Source organism: Chitinilyticum litopenaei DSM 21440 (assembly GCF_000428145.1).
GTDB classification, from domain to species: Bacteria; Pseudomonadota; Gammaproteobacteria; order Burkholderiales; family Chitinibacteraceae; genus Chitinilyticum; species Chitinilyticum litopenaei.
This window is the reverse complement of sequence record NZ_ATZJ01000047.1, coordinates 1-25,159: the sequence shown is the minus strand read 5'-3', so window position 1 is coordinate 25,159 and position 25,159 is coordinate 1. Positions and strand designations below refer to the sequence as shown.

19 protein-coding genes and 1 rRNA gene are annotated in these 25,159 nt (G+C 65.9%); 15 read left to right on the top strand and 5 right to left on the bottom strand.

The annotated features are described in order from the left end of the window. The first annotated feature begins 24 nt into the window (after positions 1-24). Together rbsB and C515_RS0114355 are read left to right on the top strand one after the other, a co-directional pair. The gene (gene rbsB / locus C515_RS0114360) at positions 25-963 is read left to right on the top strand and encodes a ribose ABC transporter substrate-binding protein RbsB (RefSeq protein ID WP_028456091.1); all 939 of its coding nucleotides are present in this window, start codon (positions 25-27) and stop codon (positions 961-963) included. Positions 964-1,644: 681 nt separating this feature from the next. Then, on the top strand, positions 1,645-2,655 hold the full coding sequence (locus C515_RS0114355) for a LacI family DNA-binding transcriptional regulator (RefSeq protein WP_028456090.1): 1,011 nt from the start codon (positions 1,645-1,647) through the stop codon (positions 2,653-2,655). A gap of 401 nt (positions 2,656-3,056) precedes the next feature. Here C515_RS0114355 and C515_RS22700 read toward each other — a convergent pair whose 3' ends face one another. Beyond that, complete coding sequence (locus tag C515_RS22700) at positions 3,057-5,636, bottom strand: ATP-binding protein (protein WP_051304977.1); 2,580 nt, start codon at positions 5,634-5,636, stop codon at positions 3,057-3,059. Between the two features lie 165 nt (positions 5,637-5,801). Here C515_RS22700 and C515_RS0114345 point away from each other — a divergent pair, with 165 nt between their 5' ends. From C515_RS0114345 to C515_RS21230, 8 genes are all read left to right on the top strand, one after another. Beyond that, on the top strand, positions 5,802-6,923 hold the full coding sequence (locus C515_RS0114345) for an ATP-binding protein (protein ID WP_028456089.1): 1,122 nt from the start codon (positions 5,802-5,804) through the stop codon (positions 6,921-6,923). After that, a complete protein-coding gene (locus tag C515_RS22695; protein WP_051304976.1) occupies positions 6,920-8,515 on the top strand; it encodes a GGDEF domain-containing protein in 1,596 nt (531 codons plus the stop codon). Before C515_RS0114345 ends, C515_RS22695 begins: the two co-directional genes overlap by 4 nt. A gap of 118 nt (positions 8,516-8,633) precedes the next feature. After that, positions 8,634-9,554 (top strand): branched-chain amino acid transaminase, encoded by a 921-nt coding sequence (locus C515_RS0114335; protein WP_028456088.1) that lies wholly within the window; start codon positions 8,634-8,636, stop codon positions 9,552-9,554. Between the two features lie 84 nt (positions 9,555-9,638). Further along, the gene (locus tag C515_RS0114330) at positions 9,639-9,842 is read left to right on the top strand and encodes a zinc-finger domain-containing protein (protein ID WP_028456087.1); all 204 of its coding nucleotides are present in this window, start codon (positions 9,639-9,641) and stop codon (positions 9,840-9,842) included. Between the two features lie 87 nt (positions 9,843-9,929). After that, positions 9,930-10,568: a glutathione S-transferase family protein gene (locus C515_RS0114325; protein ID WP_028456086.1), complete on the top strand. Its 639-nt coding sequence runs from the start codon at positions 9,930-9,932 to the stop codon at positions 10,566-10,568. Next, positions 10,565-11,602, top strand: coding sequence for a lipopolysaccharide heptosyltransferase II (gene waaF / locus C515_RS0114320; RefSeq protein ID WP_043649737.1), 1,038 nt, complete (start codon positions 10,565-10,567; stop codon positions 11,600-11,602). Before C515_RS0114325 ends, waaF begins: the two co-directional genes overlap by 4 nt. An 11-nt stretch (positions 11,603-11,613) precedes the next feature. Then, the gene (aroA, locus tag C515_RS0114315; protein ID WP_373277256.1) at positions 11,614-12,912 is read left to right on the top strand and encodes a 3-phosphoshikimate 1-carboxyvinyltransferase; all 1,299 of its coding nucleotides are present in this window, start codon (positions 11,614-11,616) and stop codon (positions 12,910-12,912) included. A gap of 649 nt (positions 12,913-13,561) precedes the next feature. After that, entirely contained in the window at positions 13,562-14,641 is a 1,080-nt protein-coding gene (locus C515_RS21230; protein WP_051304975.1) for an SGNH/GDSL hydrolase family protein, read from the top strand. 114 nt (positions 14,642-14,755) lie between these two features. Here the strand turns inward: C515_RS21230 and C515_RS21225 are convergent, their stop codons facing one another. Continuing rightward, positions 14,756-16,495, bottom strand: a complete 1,740-nt coding sequence (locus C515_RS21225; protein ID WP_051304974.1) for a SulP family inorganic anion transporter — start codon at positions 16,493-16,495, stop codon at positions 14,756-14,758. A 200-nt stretch (positions 16,496-16,695) separates the two neighbouring features. On the opposite strand from C515_RS21225, the gene C515_RS21220 reads away from it, so the two are divergent. Then, complete coding sequence (locus C515_RS21220; RefSeq protein ID WP_051304973.1) at positions 16,696-17,919, top strand: DUF3300 domain-containing protein; 1,224 nt, start codon at positions 16,696-16,698, stop codon at positions 17,917-17,919. A 122-nt stretch (positions 17,920-18,041) separates the two neighbouring features. Continuing rightward, positions 18,042-18,938 (top strand): DUF2950 family protein, encoded by an 897-nt coding sequence (locus C515_RS0114295; protein WP_051304972.1) that lies wholly within the window; start codon positions 18,042-18,044, stop codon positions 18,936-18,938. A gap of 30 nt (positions 18,939-18,968) precedes the next feature. Here C515_RS0114295 and C515_RS0114290 read toward each other — a convergent pair whose 3' ends face one another. Beyond that, positions 18,969-19,607 (bottom strand): arylesterase, encoded by a 639-nt coding sequence (locus C515_RS0114290; RefSeq protein WP_051304971.1) that lies wholly within the window; start codon positions 19,605-19,607, stop codon positions 18,969-18,971. On the opposite strand from C515_RS0114290, the gene C515_RS21215 reads away from it, so the two are divergent. The 3 genes from C515_RS21215 (at position 19,606) to C515_RS0114275 (ending at position 23,767) form a co-directional block, all read left to right on the top strand. Beyond that, positions 19,606-20,328 (top strand): ABC transporter ATP-binding protein, encoded by a 723-nt coding sequence (locus C515_RS21215; RefSeq protein ID WP_051304970.1) that lies wholly within the window; start codon positions 19,606-19,608, stop codon positions 20,326-20,328. The genes C515_RS0114290 and C515_RS21215 overlap by 2 nt on opposite strands. After that, positions 20,325-22,757, top strand: a complete 2,433-nt coding sequence (locus C515_RS0114280) for an ABC transporter permease (protein ID WP_028456081.1) — start codon at positions 20,325-20,327, stop codon at positions 22,755-22,757. The genes C515_RS21215 and C515_RS0114280 overlap by 4 nt, the downstream gene beginning before the upstream one ends. Before the next feature lie 77 nt (positions 22,758-22,834). Beyond that, the gene (locus C515_RS0114275; RefSeq protein WP_028456080.1) at positions 22,835-23,767 is read left to right on the top strand and encodes a phosphotransferase; all 933 of its coding nucleotides are present in this window, start codon (positions 22,835-22,837) and stop codon (positions 23,765-23,767) included. A gap of 68 nt (positions 23,768-23,835) precedes the next feature. On the opposite strand, the gene C515_RS21210 is transcribed toward C515_RS0114275, so the two are convergent. Beyond that, positions 23,836-24,783 carry a phosphotransferase gene (locus C515_RS21210; protein WP_051304969.1) on the bottom strand — a complete coding sequence of 316 codons (948 nt, stop codon included), beginning with the start codon at positions 24,781-24,783 and terminating at the stop codon, positions 23,836-23,838. Between the two features lie 135 nt (positions 24,784-24,918). After that, positions 24,919-25,032: ribosomal RNA gene (gene rrf / locus C515_RS0114265) — 5S ribosomal RNA — on the bottom strand. Between the last annotated feature and the right edge of the window lie 127 nt (positions 25,033-25,159).

Genomic DNA, 25,159 nt, shown 5'->3' with positions numbered 1-25,159 from the left:
TACACTTATTCAGGAGTCGACACCATGAAACGCTTTCTTTCTCCCCTGCTGATCGCCCTCTTTGCCGCCGGCCTCGTCGCCTGCTCGAAGCAGGGGCCGGATACCCAGGCCGCCAGCGAACCGGCGGCCGGCACGCCGGCAGCGACCAGCACCAGCGTCGGCCTGGCCATTTCGACGCTGAACAACCCCTTCTTCGTCACGCTCAAGGAAGGCGCCGAGGCCGAAGCCAAGGCGCAGGGCGTCACGCTGATCACCGTCGATGCGCAGAATGATGCGGCCAAGCAGATCGCCAATATCGAAGACCTGATCCAGAAAAAGGTCAGCGTCATCCTGATCAACCCGGCCGACTCCGACGCCGTGGCCGGCGTGGTCAAGCAGGCCACCGACGCCGGCATCAAGGTGGTGTCGCTGGATCGCAGCGTGAACGGCGCGGAAGTCACCAGCCATATCGCCTCGGACAACAAGGCCGGCGGCAAGATGGCGGCGGAATTCCTGCTGGAGAAGATCGGCGGCAAGGGCAATATCGTCGAGCTGGAAGGCATTCCGGGCTCCAGCGCGGCGCGCGAGCGTGGCGAGGGCTTCAATTCGGGACTGACCGGCAAGACCGATGTGAAAGTGGTCGCCAAGCAGCCGGCCGACTTTGACCGCGCCAAGGGCCTCTCGGTGATGGAAAACATCCTGCAGGGCAACAAGAATGTCGTCGGCGTGTTCGCGCACAATGACGAAATGGCGCTGGGCGCGCTCAAGGCCATCGAGGCCGCTGGCGTGAAGAATGTCGTCGTCGTCGGCTTTGACGCCACCACCGACGCGGTCGCCGCCGTGAAAGAGGGTAAAATGGCCGCCACCGTGCAGCAAAAGCCTGACCTGATCGGCAAGATGGGCGTGGAAACCGCCAAGAAGCTGATCGATGGCCAGACCGTGGAGAAAAACATTCCGGTACCGCTCGATCTCGTGAAGCAATAAACGCGAAGCAAGGCCGGTGCCCGCCACCGGCCTTGTTCATTTACTCATTGCCAAGGCTGAAAACGGTTTTAGCGCAGAAGCACAAAAAACCCCTTCAACGCAGAGACGCAGAGAAAGGCAAAGAAATACAGCCACTCTTTACGTTGGTTTTTTTGCCTGGTGAGTCTCTACAGAACTTCACTACGCAGTGAACTACGCCGCCGTTTGGCAGAACCTCCCTTGCCCTTGCAGCAGCCGAGAAGCGCAGCGGTCAACAGGGTTTCGCGGGTGAGATGTTTGCGACCGCAGGAAGTCCCTGTGGGAAGGGCGAAGCCCGAGTTTCGAACCCGCGCTGTTGACTGCGAGCATCGCAGGGAACCCCGAAGGGGCTGCGGTCACCGCAAAGCTTGGTGGCTAGCCGCCTAGCGGCGCGCGATGCAGAGCTAGGGCGCGCCTTGGGGGTGTCGGGGGGCTTGGCAAGCGCGGGGTCCCCGCAAAGTCGCAGACTTTGTGGGGTGCAGTAGAGCCCCCTGACGTGCCGCCGGGCACCCCCGGCATCAAAACACTGCGCAGCAGGCGCTGAAAATCTTGCTTCCTGAAGGAAAGACACAGTCAGGTTTGTTTTTCCTATGTGCTTCCGCGTCTCTGTGGTAAATCGGTTTTCAGCTTTTGCATGAGCAGTCTTGCCAATCAGGATCATCAATGAGCCAGTTCGAACGCCTGACCATCGACGACATCGCCAAGCTCGCGGGCGTCTCGAAAACCACCGCCAGCATGGTGCTCAACGGCCGCGCCGCCGAATACCGCATCGCCGCCGCCACCCGCGACCGCGTGCTGGCCATTGCCGCCGAACACCATTTCAGCCCCTCGCAATCGGCGCGCACGCTGCGCAGCCGCAGCAGCGGCACGCTGGGGCTGGTGGTGCCCGAACTGACCAACTTTGCCCACGCCATGCTGGCGCAGGAACTGGAAATCCAGGCGCGCGCGCTCGGCTATCAACTGCTGCTGGTCACCAGCGAGGACGATCCGGAGCGCGAGGACGAAGGCCTGCGTCATCTGCTGTCGCGTCAGGTCGATGGCCTGCTGGTCATTCCCTGCGCGGTGACGCCCGGCCACTATGAAAACTACGCCAGGCGCACGCCGCTGCTGCTGGTTGACCGCCGCGTGCCCGACAGCCCCCTGCCCTTTGTCGTGACCGCCGCCGAAGAACGCGTCGCCGAGCTGGTCTGCGAGCTGGCCAGCGGCGCCGGCGTGCGCGAGGTGGTGTTTTTTGGCGGCCAGCCCGAGCTGTCGCCCAGTCGCGACCGTCTGGCCGGCTACCGCGCCGGCCTGGCGCGCGCTGGCCTGGCCGAGCAGGACGGCTGGGTGTGGCAGCGCACCTTCCAGCGCCAGTCGGGCGCGGAACTGATGGCGGCCTGCCATGCCACGCTGGGACATTATCCGCAGGTGATCTTCGCCGCCTCGATCACGCTGCTGGAAGGCGTGCTGGGCTACATGAAACAGCACGGCCTGTTTCAGGCGCCGCCACGGCTGGCCTCCTTCGACAATCACGAACTGCTCGACTGCCTGCCGGTGGCGATCGACAGCATCGTGCAGGACAGCGCGGCACTGGCCGCTGCGGCGCTGAGCCGGGTACTGGCCATGCGCAACGGCGCAACGGTAGCGCCGGAATGGGTGCCGGCGCGCATTGTGCGCCGGACAGCGCCAGCCTGAGCAATACAACCATGGGTATTTGGCTACAACCCTTCAATTGAATAGACCACAGAGCAATACCCATAAAAACGTCCTGATCATGCCTCTGTTTCAGGACGCAATGTTTTTAACGCCTGCGGCGCATTGCTTTCCATGCCGGGGGTGCCCGGCGGCACGTCAGGGGGCTTGTCTTGCCAAGCCCCCCGACACCCCCAAGGCACGCCCGGCCAGCCGCCCCGCTACGCGGGGTACCTTGCGATGCTCGTTTTTCCGGGGGCGCGGGACAACTCGGGCTGCGCCCTCAAACACGTCCCGCGCCTGATCCCGGAAAAGCTGCGCTTCTCAGCGGCTTTCAGGGCAGATCGTCCTAACCAAAGCTTTGTTGCTCGGAATCCCTGAAGGAAAGACATAATCAGGAAAATTTAACGCAAATAGCGCTGCAGGGCCGCGCGCAGCAGTTCGAAATTGATCGGCTTGGTCAGGAAGTCGTTCATCCCGGCCGCCAGGCACGCTTCCTCGCTCTCGGACAGCGCATTGGCGGTCAGCGCGACAATCGGCCAGTGCCGCGTGCGGGCGTCGGCGCGCAGGCGGCGCGTGGCTTCCAGCCCGTCCATGACCGGCATCTGGCAATCCATCAGGATCAGGTCGTAATCGGCCTCGGCGGCCTTTTCCAGCGCATCGACGCCATTGCCGGCGATGTCGACCTCGCAGCCCAGGCGCTGCAGGCCCAGCGCCACCACGCGCTGGTTGAGCGGATTGTCTTCCACCACCAGCACCCGCCCGCGCATCGAGGCCTGCGGCGTATGGCATTGCGGCGCTTCGTGCGCGGGCGCCAGCCCCAGCAGGGCCGCCAGTGCGGCCAGCCAGTTGTCCAGGCCGAATACCGGCTTGGCCAGGTAGAGACGCTGCGCCGCTTCGCGCCAGCCCTCGGGCTGCTGCCAGCCGCAATACAGCAGCGGCAGGCCCGCCGGCAGCGGCTCCGGCAACACCGGCTTGCCGGCGCCCTGATCGACGATCAGCACATCCAGCCCGGCCGCATCGATCCGTTCGCCGCGCGCAACGTCGGCGCCCGCCTGCTGCAGCACCTGCAGCAGGCGCTCGTCGCACCACTGTGCATCGCCCAGCCAGCCGATGCGCTTGCCAGCCAGAAAGGCGGCTTCGCGCACATCGCGCTCGGGCAGCACGAATTGCTCCGGGCGCAGCGGCAGCGCACAACTGAACAGGGAACCGCGCCCGGCGGCGGAGTCGACGCTGATCACCCCGCCCATCAGCTCGCACAGCAGGCGGCAGATGGCCAGCCCCAGCCCGGTGCCGCCAAAGCGGCGCGTCGAGCTGGAGTCGGCCTGGTAGAAACGCTCGAAAAGCCGGGCCTGCTGGTCCTGCGGAATGCCGATACCGGTATCCGCCACGTTCAGCAAGAGGCCACCGCGCTGCCAGCGCAGGCTGACGCGCACGCCGCCTTCGTCGGTGAATTTCAGCGCATTGGACACCAGATTGAGCACGATCTGCCGGTAGCGCAGGTCGTCGCCGATCACCCGTTGCGGCACGTCGGGGGCGACGTCGAGCAGCAGCTCGATGCGGCGCTCGGCGGCACGCGGCGCCAGCATGCGGCAGGCTTCGCGCGTGGCGCGGATGACGTCGAAGGGCACGGCGTCAAGCTCCAGCCGGCCGGCCTCGATCTTGGCGAAGTCGAGCAGGTCGTTGATGAGCATCAGCAGCGCTTCGCCGGAATGGCGGATATTGCCCAGGTGGTCGCGCTGCTCGGGCGAGAGCGGCGATTCGGCCAGCAGCTGGGCAAACCCGAGCACGCCATTGAGCGGCGTGCGGATTTCGTGCGAGATGGTGGCCAGGAATTCGCTCTTGGCACGGCTGGCCTCTTCGGCGGCATCGCGCGCGGCCAGCAGCTCCTCGGTCTGCAGCGACAATTGCTGGTTGGCCTGGCGCAGGCCCGCCTCGAAATGCTTGCTGCGCAGCAGTTGCGACAGAATCGCGGCAAAGAGCTTGAGCACCTCGCGCTGGCCCGGCGGCATGGGCCGATGGCGGATGAAGTTGTCGCAGGCGATCCAGCCGAGAATGTCGCCCTCGTGGTGCAGGGCCACCAGCGCATTCCAGCCGCGCCCGACCACATGCTTGTCGTAATAGAGTGCGGCGTCTTCCTTGACGACCACCTCGCCCAGTCGCGCGCGGGCCACGGCGAACATGTCGTGCACCGGGCAGGGGCTGCGATACCAGTGTTCGTCGGTGATGTTGCCTTCGTTGTCGGTGCCGTAGGTGCCGACCATGTCGCCGGTGGCGGCGTCATATTCGAAGAGGCCGAGGCGGTCGATGTCGAGCCGGCTGATGGCCAGCGCCACCGCATTGCGGTAGAGCGAATCGAGATCCGGCGCGCGCGTGAGTTCCAGCGTCACCTCGCCCAGCCGGTGCAGCAGCTGGCGCTCGTCCTCGATGCGCGTCAGGCTGGCGTGCAGCTGGCCGGCCTCGACATCGACAAAGCGGATGGCCTCCATCTGGCGCAGGCGCGTCACCAGCGACACGGCCAGGGCCGCGCATTCGCCATGAAACACCTCGCTGGCCAGCGCCCGCTCGACGGCCGGCAGCTGCTCGGTTTCGGCATAGACGATGGCGACCAGCTTGCCTTCATTGGTCAGCGGCACGATCAGCTGGTAGCGCGGCACCAGCGGCTCGCCGGCCTTGCGCCAGATTTCGTCGCTGGGCATGGTGCTGGCCATCATGCTGACCAGCGGCATGTGCAGCTGGGATTTGAGCGCCGCCACCGGCAGGCCGTAAAAGGCGTCCAGCGGCTGCAGCTCGGCGTACTCCTGCGCGCCCTGCTCCTGCACCAGCTGGGCGCGCACGCGCAGCGCACCGCCCTGCGAATACAGCAGGACCACGCGCCGGGCAGCCAGCTCGGCGGCAAAGCGCTCGACAATCACGCTGGCCATGCCCTCGCCGGGCGCCGCCAGCACCCAGTCGGCCAAGCCTTGAAGCGCTGAAAGCTGCATCACACCCCTCCTCTGAACTGGCTGAAATTATCTGTCAGTTCAGCCTTGCTGTCCCAGGCAACCGCACCAGCGGCACCCGGATGCAACACCGCGGCGACGCAGCGGACATGGCGGCCGGGCCCGCATGTTCCATACTGGGAAACACAGCCCGCTCCCACGCCTGCAATGAAGCCTGCCAGCACTCCCTCCCTTGCCCATTGGCGCTCGCAACTGGCCAGCGCGCGCGAAGCGGTGCGCCTGGCCCGACCCGATGCGCTGGCGCGCACGCAGGCGCTGCTGCGGCGCCCGCCCGACGAGCTGGAACACGAAGACCTGCTGTGGCTGCACGAAACGCTGAGCCGGGCCGCCTGGGGCAACCAGGATTACCTGCTGATGCGGCGGCATGCCAGCCGCCTGGGCAAGCTCGCCACCCAGCACTGCGCCCCGTCGCACCGGCTGGCGGCGCTGCAATTGCTGGCCCAGGCCGCGCATGAACTGGGCCAGAGCCAGCAGGAATTGCGCCACTGGCTGCATTGCCTCGACGAAGCGGAGGGACTCAACGATCTGGTGGCCGTCTGCGAAGCCTGCGTGGGCATCGGCAATGTGCTCAGCCGCGACGGCCCGAGCGAGCAGGTTCGCCAGCTGTTCGACTTTGCCCAGCAATGCGCGGCCGACATCGGCCACAACCGCCTGCGCTTTCGCAGCGGCCTGCTGCTCGCGGCCTGCTACGCCAACCGCAATGACGCGGGCGCACTGGCCGGCCAGCTGGAACTGCTGGGCGGCCTGCCCCATTACGACGTCGACGCTGCCTGGCTGATCGATCTGGCGAATTTCCGCTGCAAGCTGGCGCTGCTGCAGGGACGCCTGCTGGCCGCGCGCGAGCAGGCGGTACGCGCGCAGGCCTCGGCGCGCCAGGGCAATTACCGCTGGGGAGAAATCCAGGCGCGCCTCTTGCAGGCCGACATTGCCAGCCAGTGCGGCGACCTGGATCAGGCCATCGGCCATGCCTTGTCCACCCTCGATTTCGCCGGCCGGCACGGCCGCCTGCAGCTGCTGCCGGAAAGCGTGCTGCGCCAGCTGGCCGACTGGCAGGAAGGCTGCCAGCGGCATGCCGATGCGCTGCTGACGCTGGAGCACTGGCACGAACAGCGCCAGGCCGCACTGGCGCAGCAGGGCCGACGCAGCCGGCCGCTGCCCCCGCACCAGGAACGCATCCTGGCGCTGCACCTGCAGCTGGTCACCCTCAAGCTGGCCAACCGGCGCTTGCAGGGTGCGCTGGATCGCCAGCAAGCCGGAGCGACCCCATGACCCAGCCCGTGACGCTCGCCGAACTGCAAGCCCGGCTCGACCTCGCCCCGCAAACCACGCGCAGCGCGGCGCTGCTGCTGGCCGGCAGCGCCGCTGCCCGCCGCGACCAGCCGCTGGTGCTCCGGGCGCGCCTCTTGGCCGCCAAGGCGCTGGGTCGCTGGGATTACCGGCAATCGCTGCTGGAACTGCAGCACCTGCTGGCGCCTTTGCGCCGGGCGCGGCTGGAATCCGAACTGCTGGAGGCGCTGGACGAATGCGGCGGACATGCCATGGTGCTGGGCGACCTCAATGCCGCGATCGCCCACTGGGGTGACGCGCTCACACGGGCGCTGGACCAGCAGCACGGCAGCGACGCGGTGCGCGCCCTCAATGGCATAGGCAAGGTGTTCTGGATCCTGAACGATCATGCCACGGCGCTGCACTACCACTGCAGCGCCCTGGACTTTGCCCTGCCACTCGATGACGCCGCCAGTCTGAGCGCAGCGTATCTCTGCCTGGGCTATGACCTGATTACGCTGCAGCGCCATACCGTTGCCGGTATTGCACTGACCATTGCCGAACCCTATGTCGCAGCCTGCGGGAATCGCCACTGGCAGGCAGAATTCGCGCTCTACCGCGCCACCGTGTACGTGGCCACCGGCGAGCGCGACAACGCCGCCAGCGCGCTCGACACCGCCGCCCGGCTGGGCGGCGAGCTGGGTTTTTACTGGGTGCTGAGCCAGGCCAGCTTTCAGGCCTATCTGCTGGCGCTGCAAAACGCCGACGCCGGCCGGGCCCGCTACTGGCTGGAACGCGCGGTCAGCGAAGCCGCCCGCGTCGACTCGCAAACGCTGCTGGAGAAATTCCATCACCACGCCTACTGCCAGTACAAGGCCATGGATGACGCCGCCATGGCGCTGCAGCATTTCAAGGCCTATCTGCACAGCTGGGAGCACAACCACCGCAGCAGCGCGCCGCGCCTGGCCCGGCGCACCGAACAGCGCCTCAAGCGCCTGCAAAACCGCCTGGAACTGACGCAGCGCACGCTGGAAAACGCGGCGCTGAACAATACGCTGCGCGACCAGCTGGCCCAGCTGGACACGCTGGACACGCTGGGCCGCGCCGCGCTCACCGACCCGCTGACCGGGCTCTACAACCGCCGCATGCTCGAACAGCAGTTCGCCCGCCTCGACCGCGAACCGGGCGTGCCGCTCAGCCTGCTAATCGCCGACATGGATCACTTCAAATACATCAATGACCATTACGGCCACAGCACCGGCGACGCGGTGCTGCAGCGCCTGGCCACACTGCTGCGCCAGGCCTGCCGGGGCAACGAGCTCATCATCCGCTTCGGCGGCGAGGAATTCGTCATCCTGCTGCCGCAGGTGCGCCTCGAACAGGCACGGCAGATCGGCGACCGCCTGCGCCGGCTGGTGGCCAGCCATGACTGGAGCGAGCTCACGCCTGGCCTGCAGGCCACCCTCAGCGTCGGTCTGGCCAGTGCCGAAGCGCAGCCCTTGCCGATGAGCGAGCTGATGCAGGCCGCCGACGCGGCGCTCTATGAAGCCAAGGCCGCCGGCCGCAACCGCGTGCACTGGCGTCTGCCGGGCTGAAGCCTGCGTACACCGGCCGCGCTTTGCGCTACAATTGCCGCTTTTCCGAACACCCGAATCCGGGGGCCGGCGCCACCCACAGGCCAGCACGGCTCCCCATAGCTTGAGGAGAAGTCCCATGTCGTTGGCTGATCGCGACGGCGTCATCTGGTATGACGGCAAACTGGTGCCGTGGCGCGATGCCACCACCCATGTCCTGACCCACACCCTGCATTACGGCATGGGCGTGTTCGAAGGCGTGCGCGCCTATGAAACACCGAAGGGCACGGCGATCTTCCGCCTGCAGGACCACACCGAGCGCCTGCTGAATTCGGCCAAGATCTTCCAGATGAAGATCCCGTTTTCCGCCGAAGAACTGAACGAGGCGCAAAAGACCGTCGTGCGTGAAAACGGGCTGAAATCCTGCTATCTGCGCCCGCTGTCCTTTATCGGCAGCGAAAAGCTCGGCATCGCCGCGACCAACAACACCATCCACACCATCGTGGCCGCCTGGCCATGGGGCGCCTATCTGGGCGCCGACGGCCTGGAAAAGGGCATCCGCGTGAAGACCTCGAGCTTCACCCGCCATCACGTGAACGTGTCGATGGTGCGCGCCAAGGCCAGCGGTTATTACATCAACTCCATCCTCGCGCATCAGGAAGCGGCCGCCGACGGCTACGACGAGGCGCTGGTGCTCGACACCGACGGCTATGCCTCGGAAGGCGCCGGTGAAAACCTGTTCGTGGTGAAAAAGGGCAAGCTCTACACGCCGGACGTCGCCTCCTGCCTGGACGGCATCACCCGCAGCACCGTGCTGACGCTGGCGCGCGAGGAAGGCATCGAGATCATCGAAAAGCGCATTACCCGCGACGAGATCTACACCGCCGACGAAGCCTTCTTCACCGGCACCGCCGCCGAAGTGACCCCGATTCGCGAACTGGACAACCGCGCCATTGGCGCCGGCAGCCGCGGCCCGGTCACGCAGCTGCTGCAGCAGCGCTATTTCGACTGCGTGCAGGGCCGCGACGCCAAGCACGAAGACTGGCTCACCTACGTGTAAGGAGTGAGGTGTGAGGGGTGAGGCGTAAACCTCGTCCCCTCCCTGCACCTCACACCTCTCCCCTCACACCTCACAGGTTCGACCATGCAACTGAAAGAAAACACCCAACGTGAAATCGAAGTCGGCGCGGCCGACCTGCCGCTGCACTGCCCGACCCCGGATCAGGTGAAGTGGAACTCGCATCCGCGCGTCTTCCTCGATGTCACCAAGACCGGCCAGGCGCTCTGCCCGTATTGCGGCACGCTGTATCGCTTGCGCGCCGGCGAAGTGATCAAGGGCCACCACTAAGCCCGCTTCGCAAGCTCCGGCAAAGCGGCGCGCGGGCAACCGCCCGCCGCTTTGGTCTTTTGTGTGGCCACGTCTGCAGGCATTGCCATGTACCAGTTGTACTATTACCCCAGCAACGCCAGTCTTGCCCCGCACATGCTGCTGGAAGAAATCGGGGCGCCATTCGAATTGCGCCTGGTCGACCGTGCGCAAAATGCCCACAAGCATGCCGATTATCTGAAGCTGAACCCGACCGGCCGCATTCCGGCGCTGCTCGATGGCGAGCTCACGCTGTTCGAGAGCGCGGCCATCTGCCTGCATCTGGCCGAGCGCCATGAGCAAGCGCAGTTGCTGCCGCCTGCCGGCAGCGCCGAGCGCGCGCATTGCTACAAGTGGCTGATGTACCTGACCAATACGCTGCAGGCCGAAATCCTGACCTATTTCTACCCGGAACGGCTCTGCGACGATGCGGCGGCGACGGCCCAGGTCAAGGCGCACGCCGAGGCCCGCATCGGCGACATGCTCGCGCTGCTCGACGCCGAGCTGGCCGACGGCCGGACCTGGCTGCTGGGCGAGCAGTACCGGCTGGTCGACCCCTATCTGGGCATGCTTTGCCGCTGGACACGCGGCTTTACCCGCCCGGCCCGCAGCTTTGTGCACCTGGGACCCTATCTGCAGCGTCTGCTCACCCGCCCCGCCGTCGTGCGCGCACTGCGCAGCGAGGGCCTGCCAGAACCGTGGGTATGAACGACGTGAGAAAAATCCTGATTGTCGCTCCGGCCTGGGTGGGTGACGCCATCATGGCGCAACCGCTGTACGCCCGCCTGCATCAGCGCCATCCCGGCCTGCAGCTGGACGTGCTCGCGCCGGCCTGGACCCGGCCGCTCCATGAACGCATGCCGGAAGTGCACCACGCCATCGACAACCCCTTCGCACATGGCGAACTGGGCCTGAAGAAGCGCTGGCAGCTGGGCCGCGAGCTGAAAGCCGCGCGCTACGATCAGGTCATCGTGCTGCCCAACTCGCTGAAATCGGCACTGGTGCCCTTCTTTGCCCGTATTCCGCTGCGCACCGGCTGGGTGGGCGAAGCGCGCTATGGCCTGCTCAACGACGCGCGCAAGCTCGACCCTTACGCCCTGCCGCTGATGGTCGAGCGCTTTGTCGCGCTGGCCGAGGAGGCCGGTGCGCCGCTGCCGGTCTATGCAAAGCCGCGCCTGAGCGTGGATGCCGGCCAGCGGGCCGCCGCATGCTCGCGGCTGGGGCTGGCCGGCGACACACCGGTGGTGGCGCTATGCCCCGGCGCCGAATACGGCCCGGCCAAGCGCTGGCCGGCCCGCCACATGGCGGCGCTGGCAACGCAGCTGCTGCAACGCGGCTACCGGGTATGGATCTTCGGCTCGGACAAGGATGCCGCCATTGCCGGCGACATTGCCGCGCTGGAGCCGCGCGTCACCAATCTGGCCGGCAAGACCTCGCTGGCGCAGGCCATCGACCTGCTCAGCGGCGCGGCTGCCGCGGTGTGCAATGACTCCGGCCTGATGCACGTCGCCGCCGCGCTGGGCCTGCCGCTGGTGGCGGTGTATGGCTCCAGCTCGCCGGAATTCACCCCGCCGCTGTCCACCAGCGCCAGGGTGGTGACCCTGGATCTGGAATGCGCGCCCTGCTTCGAGCGCCACTGCCCGCTGGGCCACCTGAACTGCCTGAATGAACTCGAACCGCAGCGTGTACTGGATACCCTACTACCCATGCTGCCAAAGCCAAATACAGAAAAAGCCCCCTGAAGGATACCCCAATGTCTAACCTGGAACACCTTGATCTCGCCCCGATTGCCCGCGTCAACGGCAGCGTTGTCCTGCCCGGCTCGAAAAGCATTTCCAACCGCACGCTGCTGCTGGCGGCACTGTGCGACGGCAGCACGCTGGTGCAGGGCCTGCTGGCTTCCGACGACACCCAGCGCATGCTGGAAGCGCTGGCGACCCTCGGCGTGAAGGTCGAACAGCAAGGTGCTTCGCGCGACTTTCTGGTGCATGGCTGCGCCGGGAATTTTCCGAACAAAGCGGCCGACCTGTTCCTTGGCAACGCCGGCACGGCCTTCCGCCCGCTGACCGCGGCGCTGGCGCTCTCGGGTGGCGAATACCACCTGCACGGTGTGGCGCGCATGCACGAGCGTCCGATCGGCGATCTGGTCGACGCCCTGGTGCAGGCTGGCGCAAAGATCGACTACCTGGCCAATCCGGGCTTCCCGCCGCTGCAGATCCACCCGGCGGAACTGTCCAGCGACCGCATCGCGGTGAAGGGCAATGTGTCCAGCCAGTTCCTCACCGGCTTGCTGATGGCGCTGCCACTGACTGGCCGCGACATGACCATCGAAGTGGTTGGGGAGCTGATTTCCAAGCCCTACATCGAGATCACGCTGAACCTGCTGGCGAAGTTCGGCATCGAGGTCACCCGCAATGAGTGGAAGGAATTCTTCATCAAGGGCGGCCAGACTTACCGCAGCCCGGGGCAGATCTTTGTCGAGGGCGATGCCTCGTCGGCGTCCTACTTCCTGGCCGCCGGCGCGATCGGTGGCGGCACCGTGCGCGTCGAAGGCGTCGGTCGTGATGCCATCCAGGGTGACAAGCGTTTCGCCGACACGCTGGCGCAGATGGGTGCACAGATCAGCTGGGGCGACAATTTCATCGAAGCAGCGCCACCCGCGGACGGGCAACTCAAGGCCATCGACGTCGATCTGAACCACATCCCCGATGCAGCAATGACGATTGCCGTGGCCGCGCTGTTCGCCAAGGGCACGACGACCATCCGCAATATCGAAAGCTGGCGCGTGAAGGAAACCGACCGCCTCTCTGCCATGGCCACCGAGCTGCGCAAGGTTGGCGCCACGGTCGAAGAAGGCCAGGACTACATCGTCGTCACCCCGCCGGCACAGCTGATTGCCAACGCAGCCATCGAAACCTACGACGACCACCGCATGGCGATGTGCTTCTCGCTCGTCGCCTTGGGCGGCGTGACGGTGCGGATTCTCGATCCGAAGTGCACCGCCAAGACCTTCCCGACCTATTTCGAAGAGCTGGGCCGCATCGCCGGCTGAGCAGGGCGCAAGGGGCGTGGCAAGCTGCTGGGCAAACAGCAAACACCATTTTGAACCATAGAGACACAGGGGACACAGAGAAAAACGGGAGCACGCAACAGGCATTGCTCTGGCTTTTGCTTTCTCTGTGCCTCTGTGGTGAATTCGGTTTTTTCGCCAGCAGCTTGCCAGCAGGATCGGGCAGGCCGTCAGGCCAATAAAAAAGGCCAGTCATTGCGACTGGCCTTTTTTGATCGGCAGGCTTGCCGATCGGGAATGCGCGGTTCAGGCGCGGGGAAGGGCTAGAGCATCAACGCTTGCCCGCACGCGGGGCGCGTGCTGGCGGGCGGGGCAACAGGGTGGTGACCACGGCACTGGCCCAACGACTGGCCAAACCGCTGAGGGAGACACCGGGCGGCCCCTTGCGGACGCCACGCATTTCCGGCCAACCTGACTGCGGTTGCTTCATGTTTCCTCCTTGCATCAAATCCATGTCGACATGACAAATACAGGCTTTGCGCTTGACGCAAGGCGCAATCCTATACCCAAGTCTGCCCACTGCATACCGTTTTCTGCGCGCCCGATCCGGACAAGCGGCGGCACGAATCCGGACATGGTGAGGGCAAACGGCCGGGTGTACAGTCCTGCTTTTTGCCACCCGGACTCCATCATGCCCCGCTTGCCGTATCTGCCTCCCCTCCTGGCCGCCCTCGTGGTCACCACGCCACTCTTTGCCGCCGACGTTCCCGTCGCCGCCAGCGCCATCCAGCTCGGCGGCCGGGCGCTGGCCACGGACAAGGGCTGGCAGGCAACCTGGCCGGGCGTGAACTGGACGCTGCGCTTTACCGGCAGCGCCGTGGGTGTGCAGCTCAACGACGCGAAGAATTACTATGTGCTCGAAATTGACGGCAAGCCGGCGCTGCAGATCACCCCGGCCAGCGGCGAGCGCACGCTGTGGGTGCGCGGCCTGAAGGACGGCGAGCACACGGCGCAACTGATCAAGCGCAGCGAATCGCCGAAGGACGTCGGCCTGGTCGGCGGCTTCGTGCTCGACGGCGGCAAGCCCCTGCCGCCCGCGCCCAGGCCGGCGCGCCGCATCGAATTCATCGGCGACTCCTACACGGCGGCGCTGGGCAATCTGTCGGGCAAGCGCGAGTGCAGCGAAGAGCAGGTCTGGCTCAATACCGACGTGACACAAGGCTTTGCCGTACAGACGGCGCGTGCGCTCAATGCCGACTGGCAGACGACGGCGATGTCGGGGATGGGCGTGCTGCGCAACTGGAACGGCAACAGCCCGCAGGAAGATTTCCGCAGCTATTACCCGCTGACACTGCACACCGAGCCGGCCAGCCGCTACGACTTTGCCTGGAAGCCGCAACTGGTGGTGATCGGGCTTGGCACCAATGATTTCTCGACCCCGGTGCGCGCCGGCGAAGCGCGCAACCAGGAGCAACTGGCGCGCGACTGGCTGGCGGCCTACCGGGAGCTGCTGGCGCAGACCCGCGCGCGCTATGGCAAGCCGCACATCATCGTCACCGGCGCCTACCTGTGGCCGGATGACCGTCTGCGCCCGCTGCTGCACAAGCTGGTGAGCGAGGAGCAGCAGGCCGGCCACAAGATCGCCTTTCTCGACTGGGGCAGCCTGGAGCTGACCGGCTGCAGCTGGCACCCCAGCCTGGCCGATCACCGCAAGATGGCCACGCTGCTGCAGGCCAAAATCACCGAGCTGGGCGATATCTGGCGGCCATAACAAGCCAAGGGTATTGCCCTACAACCCACACTCAGCATGAGCTGCAAGGCAATACCCTAATCATAAGACTCACCATCCCCGCGCCATGCCGCGAAAACCGCGCCGGCTGCGGCATCACACGGCGCCGCGCAGCGCCGTTTCGGCCTGCGGGCGCAGCACTTCCTGCAGATAGGCCTTGCGCGCCTGCTTGAGCGTGGAATACAGCCGGAAAGCCCCCTGCACGCGCGCCAGCATCTGGCGCTGCTCGGCCATGGCTTCGATCTGGCGCTTGCGGCCGGCCAGCGCCAGCACCACGCCACGATCCTGCAAGGCCTGCTGCAGGCTCCACATGGCCTGTTCGCCGGCGGCATCAACCTGGGTAATCGGCGTGGCGTCGATCACCACCCAGCGCACCGGCTCGGCCGCGCCATCCACCAGCGAGAGCACGCGCTGACGGAAGTAACTGGCATTGAAGAAATTCAGCGGCGACTCGAAGCGGTAGACCAGCAAGCCAGGTATCGGGCTAGCACCCTTGTGGTGATTGAGGTCATGAAAGATACCCTTGCCTTCATACACCCCCAGCATGGCTTCGTGCGGGCGCGCCAGCTTGACGAGGATGCGCAGCGTCGCCAGCAGCACGGCAAACAGCATGCCCTGCATCACGCCCACGCAGGCGACGCCGACCAGCGTCACGATGGCGATCGCCCATTCGCCGCGCCCCAGCAGGCGGAAATAGCTGAAACTGGCGAAATTCATCAGGCCGAACGAGGCCGTGATCAGTACGGCGCCGAGCGCGGCAATCGGCACGTAGTACAGCGGCCCGGTCAGGAGCAGCATGGCCAGCGCAATCGCGGCCGCCGCCACCAGGCTGACCATCTGGCTCTTGCCGCCGGCATTGTCATTCACCGCCGTGCGCGAGTCGGCCCCGCTGATGGCAAAGCCCTGCGAGAGGCCGGCAGCAATATTGGCCAGACCAAGGGCGGTGAATTCGCGGTCGGCGTCGATCTCGTAGCGGTTCTTGGCGGCAAAGCTGCGCGCGGTCAGCATCGCGCTGCTGAAGCTGACCAGCGCCAGCGCCGCCGCCGCCCCCAGCAATTCGCCCAGCTGGGCAAAAGGCAGACTGGGCCAGTGCAGCCTTGGCAGGCCGGCGGGCAATGCGCCGATCACCGCCACGCCGCGCAAATCCAGCCGGAAGGCAAACACCAGCAGGCCGGCAACCACCATCGCCACCAGCGCCGAAGGCAGCGCCGGCAGCACCTTGCGGGCCACCTGCTGCACCACCAGCGTGCCCAGGCCGATCACCGCCGTGAGCGGATGCGCCTGCAGAAGTGCCAGCGGCAGCTCCAGCAGGCGCTCGATCAGGCCGTCCGCCGTGAAGGCAAAGCCGAAGAGCTTGCCCAGTTGCCCCACGGCGATGCTGATTGCCACGCCATTGAGAAAGCCCGCCAGGATCGGCGGCGACAGGAAATCGGCCAGAAAACCCAGGCGAAAGCGGCTGGCCAGCAGGCAGAATGTGCCGGTGAGCAGCGCCAGACTGACCGACAGCGAGACATACAGCTCAGCATTGCCGGCGGCAATCGGCGCCAGCGTGGAAAACACCATCGCGCAGGTGGCGGCATCCGGCCCCACCATCAGCTGGCGCGAGGAACCAAACAGCGCATAGGCCACCATGGGCAGGATGCTGGCATACAGGCCGGCAATCGGGCTCATGCCGGCCAGCTGCGCATACGCCACGCCAACCGGAATCGCCACAGCGGCCACCGACAGGCCAGCGCGCCAGTCGTCGCGCCACCAGTCGCGCGGATAGGCCAGCAGCAGGGCCAGGCCGGGCACGCGCCTGGCCAGCCAGCCACGGGCAGTTGCGGGAATCGTCATTGCCAGCTCGCAAGCAGAAGAAGCCGGCGATTATAGCGGCAATGCCACGCTCTTCACCGCATCCAGCCCGATTGGCTGGCCGGCAAAACCGGATCAATGGCACCATTACCCATTTGCTGTTTCCCTCCCTGCGGCTGCGCTATGCTGGACAGCACAGTTCCCGGCCGACCTGGCTCCCCCGACTCCCCGCGGAGAACATCATGTCCAAACAACTGAAGCTCGTACTGACGGCGACGGCCATACTGGCCAGCCCCTGGCTGCTGCCCATGGCGCCCGTGCATGCCGCCGAGGCGGCCATGGCCCCGGCGGCCAGTTTCAAGCAGGAAGAAATCGAACAACTGGTCGCCCCGGTGGCCCTGTACCCCGATTCGCTGCTGGCGCAGGTCTTCATGGCCTCGACCTACCCGCTGGAAGTGGTGCAGGCGCAGCGCTGGCGCGCGGCCAACAGCAAGCTCAGCGGCAAGGACCTGGAGCAGGCCGTCAACCAGCAGCCCTGGGATGCCAGCGTCAAATCGCTGACCGCCTTCCCGCAGGTGCTGCAGATGATGAACGACAAGATCGACTGGACGCAGAAACTGGGTGATGCCGTGCTGGCAGACCAGAAGCGCGTGATGGATGCCGTGCAAATCCTGCGCCAGCGCGCGCAGCAGGCCGGCAATCTGAAATCCAGCAGCGAGCAGCAGGTCAGCACGCAGGGCCAGGTCATCATCATCGAGCCAGCCCAGCCGGAAACCGTCTACGTACCTGTCTACAACCCAAGCTATGTCTATGGCCCCTGGCCATACCCCTATTACACACCGTACTACTGGTACCCGCCCGGCTATGCCTACTCGGGGGCCATCTTCGGCTTTACCGCCGGCCTGATCGTCGGCGGCGCCTTCTGGGGCTGGGGAAACTGCAACTGGGGCGGCGGCAGCATCGATATCGACATCAACAACAATTTCACCCGCGTCGAGCACTACAAGCGCAATAGCGACGGCCGCTGGCAGCACAATGCCGACCATCGCCGCGGCGTCGAGTACCGCGACAATGCCACCCGCGACCGCTACCGCAATCAGAGCGGCACGCGTCCGGCCACACGGGATGCCAACCGCGAAGCCTATCGCGGCAAGGCCGACAGCGCCCGCCAGGATCTGAACCGCATGAGTCCGGAGCAGCGCGATGCCGTCAACCGCGATGCAGGCAGCCGCGACGGGCAGCGCAGCAGCACGGGCCAGACGGGCAATCGCACCGACAAGTTCGACAGCGCGCAAAACCGCGCTGCCGGCAATGCCGCCGCACGCCCGAGCAACGATGCCCTGCGCAATGTGAATTCCCCCGGCGCCGACCGGGCGGCCAGCCAGCGCGGCAACGCCAGCCGCGCCACGCCCAGCCGCTCGTCCAGCAATCTGCAGCGCCCGGCCCGCAGCGGTAGCCGCCGCTGAGCACAGGCGCAGCATGGCAGCGCCTGTGCTGGCGCTGCGCTTTCACTTCCCAGCTACTTGCCGCGAAGCGCGGAAACACCTGGCGCAGTCAGCCGCTGCGCCAGCGAGACCGGAGAACAACGATGAAAATCACTACTAGCGTGCTGTGTGCCTGCGCCCTGAGCATCACCCTGCCCGCCTGGGCAGCGCAGCGCTTTGCCACGCCCGACGAGGCGGGCGCAGCCCTCATCAGCGCCCTCGAGCGCGCCGATCGCACGGCGGTCAAGCGCGTGCTCGGCAAGGACTTCGGGCAACTGATCAATCTTGGCAACGAGGACGAAGCGCGCGCCCGCGTGGAAACCTTCGTCGCCCGCTACCGCGAGGCGCATGCCTGGCAGGAGGCGGGGCCGCAGCGCAGGGTGCTGGAGGTCGGCACGGACCCGCTGCCCTTCGCCATTCCGCTCAGCCTGAAACAGGGCAAATGGGAGTTCGATCTGAACGCGGGCCGCGAGGAAATGCTCAGCCGCCAGATCGGCAGCAACGAGCTGGCCACCATCGAAGTGCTGCGGGAGATCCAGCAGGCGCAAAGCGAATACTTCCGCAGCAATCCGGACCGCCATGCCTTTGCCCACTATGCGGGCCAGATCAACAGCAGCCCCGGCACGCGTGACGGCCTGTACTGGCAGGCTGGCGACCATGGCCCCGACAGCCCGCTGGGCCCGCTGCTGGCGCAAGCGGAGCGGGAAATGCGCGGCAAGAGCGGGACGCCGCAGCCGTTTAACGGTTATTTCTACCGCCTGCTCGATCGCCAGGGCAACGCGGCGCCCGGCGGGGCCTACAGCTACCGGGTCAACGGCAAGCTGCTTGGCGGCTATGCTCTGGTCTCCTGGCCGGCCCACTATGGCAAATCCGGCGTCATGACCTTCATCACCAGCCATGACGGCAGGATCTACCAGCGCAACCTCGGCGCCACCACCGCCACGGCGGCGCGGCAAATCCGCGAATTCAATCCCACTGCCGACTGGCAAGCGCTGGAGTAAAGCGCCGGCCTGCCCGGCATTGGCCACGGCTCATTTGCGGAAGTAGGCGGCCAGCTCTTTCTCCATGAAGCCGGCCACCCGCGCCTGTCCTTCGGCCGTCGGATGCAGCTGGTCATTCTGGAAGAGCTGGCGCTCGTCATTGAGCGGCGCCAGCAGAAAAGGGGTGAAGGGCAGCTTTTCCTCGCGCGCTACGCTGCGAAAGGCCTCCTCGAAGGCTGCGGTGTATTGCGGGCCGTAGTTGGGCGGAATGCGCATGCCCACCAGATGCACGCGCGCACCGCTGGCCCTGGCGAGCCGCGCCATCTGCACGAGGTTCTGCTGCATCAGCGTGGTGGGCAGGCCGCGTAAGCCATCGTTGGCGCCCAGCTCCAGCACGACCACATCGGGCTGCAATTGTTTGAGCATGGCCGGGAACCTCGTCAGGCCACCGGCGGTCGTTTCACCCGAGACGCTGGCATTGCTCACCTGCCAGGCAAGCCCGCGGGCCTTGAGCCTGGCCTGCAGCAGGGCTGGCCAGGCCTGGTTTGCCGGCAGGCCATAGCCGGCCGAAAGGCTGTCGCCAAAGACCAGCAGGCGCGGCGGCCTGTTCGCCGCGGCCAGCGCCGTGACCGATAATGCCAGCAACACCACCACCGCCACGACTTTCTTGCTCAGGTACGCACACACCATGCCGATTTCTCCAGATCAGACCGCCCTGCTGCAAGCCAGGGCATTGGGCAAGCAGGTGCACACTGGCACCGAACACCTGACCATCCTCCATGATATTGAGTTCTCGCTGCCTGCGGGAGAATCGCTGGCGATTGTGGGCGCTTCGGGCTCGGGCAAATCCACGCTGCTGGCCCTGCTAGCCGGCATCGACACCCCCAGCCACGGCGATGTGCTGCTGGACGGCCAGTCGCTGGGCGCGCTCAGCGAAGACGGCCGCGCCAGCCTGCGCGGCCGGCTGGCCGGTTTTGTCTTTCAGTCATTCCAGCTGCTGCCCGATTTCAGCGCGCTGGAGAACGTGATGGTCCCGCTCGAGCTGCACGGCGCCCCCCATGCCGGCGAGCGCGCCCGGCACTGGCTTGAGCGCGTCGGACTCGGCGAGCGCCTGGGCCATACGCCCCGCCAGCTCTCCGGCGGCGAGCAGCAGCGCGTGGCGCTGGCGCGCGCCTTTGCCGCAGAGCCGCGCATCCTGTTCGCCGATGAACCGACAGGCAGCCTTGATACCGCCACCGGACGCAGCATTGCCGACCTGATGTTCAGCCTGAATGCCGATGCCGGTACCACGCTGGTCCTGGTGACGCACGACCCGGCGCTGGCGGCGCGCTGCAACTGGCAGCTGCAGATTGCCGGAGGCCAGCAGCGCAGCCTGCATGCCAGCAATCCACAGGATGGCTGGCCGACATGACACGACTCTTCCTGCGCCTGTTGCGCCGCGACCTGGCCGCCGCCGATTTTCGCCTGCTGCTGATTGCGCTGCTGATCGCCGTTGCCGCGATGAGTGCCGTGGGGCTGCTCGCCGAGCGCGTGCGCGGCGCCCTGCTGGGCCAGGCCAACTGGCTGCTGGCGGCCGACGCAGCGCTGCTGAGCGACCATGCGCTTCCGGCGGCCTATCTGCCAGCCGATCCGCAACTGCAAACCGCGAACACCGCCACCTTTCCCAGCATGGTGCGCCGGGGCGAGCAGTTCCGCCTTGCCAGCATCAAGGCCGCCAGTGCGCTTTATCCCTTGCGCGGCACGCTGCAACTCGAACAGGGCAGCAGCCGTGGCCCCGCCGCCGGCGAAGCCTTTATCGATCGGAAACTGGCGGATGCCTGGCGCCTGCAGCGCGGCGATACCATCGAGCTTGGCCTGCTGACGCTGCGCATTACCGGGATTATCGTGCGCGAACCCGACGGGGTCATTGACTTCTCCAGCCTGCAGCCACGCGTGCTGATCAATAGCGGCGACCTGGAAGCCAGCGGCTTGCTAGGGCCCGGCAGCCGCGTGCGCTATCGCCTGCTGGTGGCCGGACCGGATGCGGCGGTAAAAGCCTGGCAGGCGGAGATCAAGCCGCGTCTGCAACGCGGCGAGCGGCTGGAAGATGCCCAGGAATCCCGTCCGGAAGTCAAAAAATCCCTGCAGAAAGCCGAGCAGTTCCTGCAGCTGGCCGCCCTGCTGGCCGCCCTGCTGGCCGGTGTCGCCATCCTGCTGGCTGCGCGCCGCTTTGTGCAGCGCCATTACGATACGGTGGCCCTGCTGCGCACGCTGGGCGCCAGCCGCCAGCAGTTGCGTACCCTGCTGCTGGGCGAGCTGACGGTGCTCGCGCTGCTCGCCAGCCTGCTGGGCGGCCTGTTCGGCTGGGCTGGCCAGGCCATGCTGGCGGAAATCCTGCTGCGGCTGGGCCAGCAGGCCTTGCCCGCACCGTCGCCGCTGCCCTGGCTGTGGGCCAGCGCCTATGCGCTCGTCTTGCTGGCGGGCCTGGCCGGACCACAGCTGCTGGCGCTCAGCCGCACACCGCCACTGCGCGTGTTGCGCCGCGAACTGCAAGCCGATCCGGGACTGCGCGTGCAATGGCTGCTGGCCCTGTCCGCCATCCTGGCCCTGCTTTACCTCGGCATGCGCGACCTCCGGCTGGCGCTCTACACTGCCGCGGGCCTGGCCGCGGCCGTGGCGCTGAGCGGCCTGAGCGGCTGGCTGCTGATTCGCGGCCTGCTGCGCCTGCCCTTTGCCGGCTGGCGCCTGGCCTTGCGGCCACTGGCCCGGCAACCGGGGCTGGCCATGGTGCAGCTGGGCGCACTGACCATCGGTCTGACCGGGCTCTGCCTGCTGACGCTGACCCGCAGCGACCTGCTCAATGCCTGGGAGGCGCGCGTGCCCGACAATGCCCCCAACCATTACGCGGTGAATATCCAGCCTGAGCAGTTGTCGCAGCTGCAGGCCCTGTTTGTGCGCCACAACGTGGCGACGCCGGCTTTCCAGCCGATGATTCGCGGGCGCTGGACCAGCCATAACGGCAAGCCGGTAGAGGCCAGCCGCTATGAAGATGAGCGCGCGCAACGGCTGGCCGAGCGCGAATTCAATCTTTCCTGGGGTGATACGCTGCGGCAGGACAACCGCCTCCTGGCCGGACGCGAAGCGGCTGCGGGCGAACGCGGCTGGTCGGTCGAGGCCGGCCTTGCCAAAACACTGGGTATACAGCTGGGAGACACGCTGGTATTTGACATTGGCGGCATCCCCGTCAGCGGCCCGGTCACCGGCCTGCGCGAGGTCAGCTGGGATTCCTTCCGCGTCAATTTCTTTGTGACGGGCACGGCTGCGATGCTGGCCGAGCAACCCGGCAGCCTGATCACCAGCTTCTACCTGCCGCCCGGGCCGCGCCCCTTACTGGCCGACATTGCCGGCAGCATGCCGAACATCACGATACTCGATGTCGGTCAGGTGCTGGCGGAAGTGCGACGAATCTTGCTGCTGGCCAGCCAGGCACTGCAGCTGGTGCTGATCTTCTGCCTGGCCGCCGGCCTCACGGTGCTGGCCGCGGCGCTGGAACTCAATGCCAGCGAACGCAGCCGCGAGGCGGCATTGCTGCGCGCGCTCGGCGCACGGCAAGCGCAGTTGCGCCGCCTCTGGCTGATCGAACAGGTGCTGCTGGGTGGCATCAGCGGCCTCATTGCCGGCCTGCTGGCCAGCGCCACCGGCTGGAGTCTGGGCCGCTTTGTCTTTGAGCTGCCGGTGGCCTTCAACCTGCTGGCTCCGGCAGCCGCCATGCTCTGCGGCGCCGTGCTGGCGGCGGCGGTCAGCCAGTTGCGGCTGGCCAGACTGGCCGGCACCCCACCCGGTGTCTTGCTGAAAGCCTGAGGCTTTTTTGCGCGGGCGCAACATGTTCTTCATGGACTGCAGGCATGCTGGCGGCGACCACTGAAAGGAGTGCCCCCATGTTTACCGTGCAAAAGAACGGCCTGCTGCCAGCCAGCCTGCTTGCTGTATTACGCCAGCAACTGGGGGGCAAACCCGACATCGTCGACAGCGCCAATGGCAGCCTGGCCGACATTTACCGGGTGCGCGGCGACAAGGGCGAGCTGATTGCCAAATGCTACCGCGCTCCCGGTCAGGCAGAACGGGAAGCTGCGAGCCTGGCCTTGCTGCAGGCGCACAGCCAGGGCATCGCCATTCCGGAAGTGCGCGGCATCCACGCGGCCTGCGAACCGGGCGAAACCCTGCTGCTGAGCGTGATACCCGGCATACCGGCCAGCCATGCCCTTGACTCGCCAGTGCTGATTGACCGCTTTGCCGATGAATGCACCGACCTCTTGCTGGGCTGGCACGCCCAGAGCGGGGCCGGGCTGTTCCAGACCCGTGCGGGCGCCGAATCTGCCGAATTCACACCGTCCTATCTCAGCGAGCTGGCAGGACTGACCGCTTGGCTGCACGGCCCGGCCGCCGCCCAGCTGCTTTACCTCAGCCAGCGCGATGCCCTGCTGGAGCTGGCCAGCCGTTTCACGGCGCTGCCACCTTCAAGCTGCACACAACCCAGCCTGATCCACGATGAATGCCATGCGGCCAATTTCCTCGTTGACCCCGAGAGCCAGCGGCTGTGCGGCGTACTGGACCCGGGCTGGGCGCGCTTCAGCCATCGCGAGCTCGACTTGCGCCATCTGCGCGAAGTCCGGCCCGACTTCCGCCTGCTGGAAACCTATCTGGCCAAATACCCGCTGGATGGCGGACTCCATGCCCGCCTGGCCTTCTTCAGTGTCTGGGAAGGCGTGCGCCACCTGCAGTCTGGAGGACGCTACAACCAGGAAGAGCTGAACCGGAAAACCCAGCGCGCCCGGCAATTGCTGGGCAGCGTGCAAACAGCACAAGCCTGACGCATCCAGGCTTGGGATCAGGGCGCAAATAAAACAGGTATACAAGCGGAGCCGAGTAAAACAAATGGCTACAGTGCAATACCCTGATAGACATGACTGGACTGCAAGGCATCGCGCAGCTGGATGAACTTGCGCTCGAACCAATCTTCGTCATACCAGCCACGGTTGCGGCTGTGCTTTACATCATCCCAGATCGAGAAAAACCAGCGGCGCACCTCCCAGCCGGCGGTCATCGGACTGAGAGCCTCATAAGCCTCCATCACCCGCCAGTCGGGCATCGCATCGGCCAGATGGAAAACATCCTGTTCACGATGCCGGAACGCCACATCGCAAGGGTCCAGCAAGGCCGTCGGCAGGCCTGTTTGTGCATCGAACAACAGGTTGCCCAGATGCGGATCGTCATGAACCAGCGAAGAAGGTTCCGCATTGATCGGCGCCAGCAGAGCGCTACGGGCAGCCCACAACGCCGCCAGCTTGCTGCGCAGGGCCGGCGAAAATGGCGCAGCGTCTGCTGCCGCATAGTGCCAGACCGGCGCAAACCAGGCTTCGAAGGCTCCCAGCAAGGAGGGTGTAAATGAAGCATCCGGACACTCGAAACCGCGCGGATCGCTAACGCCATGCACGGCGGCCAATACCCGGGCAACTTCAGTGGCCGCCTGTGGCGCCCGTACTGACGCTGGCGGCAAATCCCAGGGGGCCACTCCAGGCAATGCCGCCAGCACCAGCACCTCATGGGGCTGATTTCCTCCGGCAACCGACAGGCTGGTCTGTGCAACGACCGCAGGCAAGGGGAGCGAAGAATGCGGACGCAAACGCTCCAGAGCCGTAATTTCACGAGCACAGCGCCCATCCTGAAAGGCAAATTTGACGGCAACCGCAGGCTGCGTCTCCGGCCCCGCCAGCATGACCACATGACCATAAAAACCGGCGATTTCCCTGATGCGCTCGGGCACGACCTGGTAATTGCCGATATACCAAGCCTGCGCTGCCTCGGCATAGCCGGTCTGCTCACTCATTTCTCATCCCCTTCTGGCAAGAAAGGGCATTTTGCCGGCATGCGCGACCCGCGTTTATTCTGGATTTGCGCTTGTTTACTCGGCACACAAAGCAAAAGCCCCGGTCTCTTTCGAAACCGGGGCTTTTCATGGGGAGTCTGGCGATGTCCTACTTTCACACAGGCAATCTGCACTATCATCGGCGCTGAGGCGTTTCACCGTCCTGTTCGGGATGGGAAGGGGTGGGACCACCTCGCTAAGGTCACCAGACATTAACTGTTCGCATGTCGCTCAGGGTCTCCCCCGCTCGCCACGCTGAATTCGATAGAAGAAGCTAGTTTTTTGTCGATTGTACCGCGTCGTTCACGCGTCTCAGGTTATAGGATCAAGCCGCACG

What these genes read in the sequence shown, in the direction of transcription:
- rbsB (WP_028456091.1), top strand. Translation starts at nt 25, where the DNA reads ATGAAACGCTTTCTTTCTCCCCTGCTGATCGCCCTCTTTGCCGCCGGC.
- C515_RS0114355 (WP_028456090.1), top strand. Translation starts at nt 1,645, where the DNA reads ATGAGCCAGTTCGAACGCCTGACCATCGACGACATCGCCAAGCTCGCG.
- C515_RS22700 (WP_051304977.1), bottom strand. Translation starts at nt 5,636, where the DNA reads ATGCAGCTTTCAGCGCTTCAAGGCTTGGCCGACTGGGTGCTGGCGGCG.
- C515_RS0114345 (WP_028456089.1), top strand. Translation starts at nt 5,802, where the DNA reads ATGAAGCCTGCCAGCACTCCCTCCCTTGCCCATTGGCGCTCGCAACTG.
- C515_RS22695 (WP_051304976.1), top strand. Translation starts at nt 6,920, where the DNA reads ATGACCCAGCCCGTGACGCTCGCCGAACTGCAAGCCCGGCTCGACCTC.
- C515_RS0114335 (WP_028456088.1), top strand. Translation starts at nt 8,634, where the DNA reads ATGTCGTTGGCTGATCGCGACGGCGTCATCTGGTATGACGGCAAACTG.
- C515_RS0114330 (WP_028456087.1), top strand. Translation starts at nt 9,639, where the DNA reads ATGCAACTGAAAGAAAACACCCAACGTGAAATCGAAGTCGGCGCGGCC.
- C515_RS0114325 (WP_028456086.1), top strand. Translation starts at nt 9,930, where the DNA reads ATGTACCAGTTGTACTATTACCCCAGCAACGCCAGTCTTGCCCCGCAC.
- waaF (WP_043649737.1), top strand. Translation starts at nt 10,565, where the DNA reads ATGAACGACGTGAGAAAAATCCTGATTGTCGCTCCGGCCTGGGTGGGT.
- aroA (WP_373277256.1), top strand. Translation starts at nt 11,614, where the DNA reads ATGTCTAACCTGGAACACCTTGATCTCGCCCCGATTGCCCGCGTCAAC.
- C515_RS21230 (WP_051304975.1), top strand. Translation starts at nt 13,562, where the DNA reads ATGCCCCGCTTGCCGTATCTGCCTCCCCTCCTGGCCGCCCTCGTGGTC.
- C515_RS21225 (WP_051304974.1), bottom strand. Translation starts at nt 16,495, where the DNA reads ATGACGATTCCCGCAACTGCCCGTGGCTGGCTGGCCAGGCGCGTGCCC.
- C515_RS21220 (WP_051304973.1), top strand. Translation starts at nt 16,696, where the DNA reads ATGTCCAAACAACTGAAGCTCGTACTGACGGCGACGGCCATACTGGCC.
- C515_RS0114295 (WP_051304972.1), top strand. Translation starts at nt 18,042, where the DNA reads ATGAAAATCACTACTAGCGTGCTGTGTGCCTGCGCCCTGAGCATCACC.
- C515_RS21215 (WP_051304970.1), top strand. Translation starts at nt 19,606, where the DNA reads ATGCCGATTTCTCCAGATCAGACCGCCCTGCTGCAAGCCAGGGCATTG.
- C515_RS0114290 (WP_051304971.1), bottom strand. Translation starts at nt 19,607, where the DNA reads ATGGTGTGTGCGTACCTGAGCAAGAAAGTCGTGGCGGTGGTGGTGTTG.
- C515_RS0114280 (WP_028456081.1), top strand. Translation starts at nt 20,325, where the DNA reads ATGACACGACTCTTCCTGCGCCTGTTGCGCCGCGACCTGGCCGCCGCC.
- C515_RS0114275 (WP_028456080.1), top strand. Translation starts at nt 22,835, where the DNA reads ATGTTTACCGTGCAAAAGAACGGCCTGCTGCCAGCCAGCCTGCTTGCT.
- C515_RS21210 (WP_051304969.1), bottom strand. Translation starts at nt 24,783, where the DNA reads ATGAGTGAGCAGACCGGCTATGCCGAGGCAGCGCAGGCTTGGTATATC.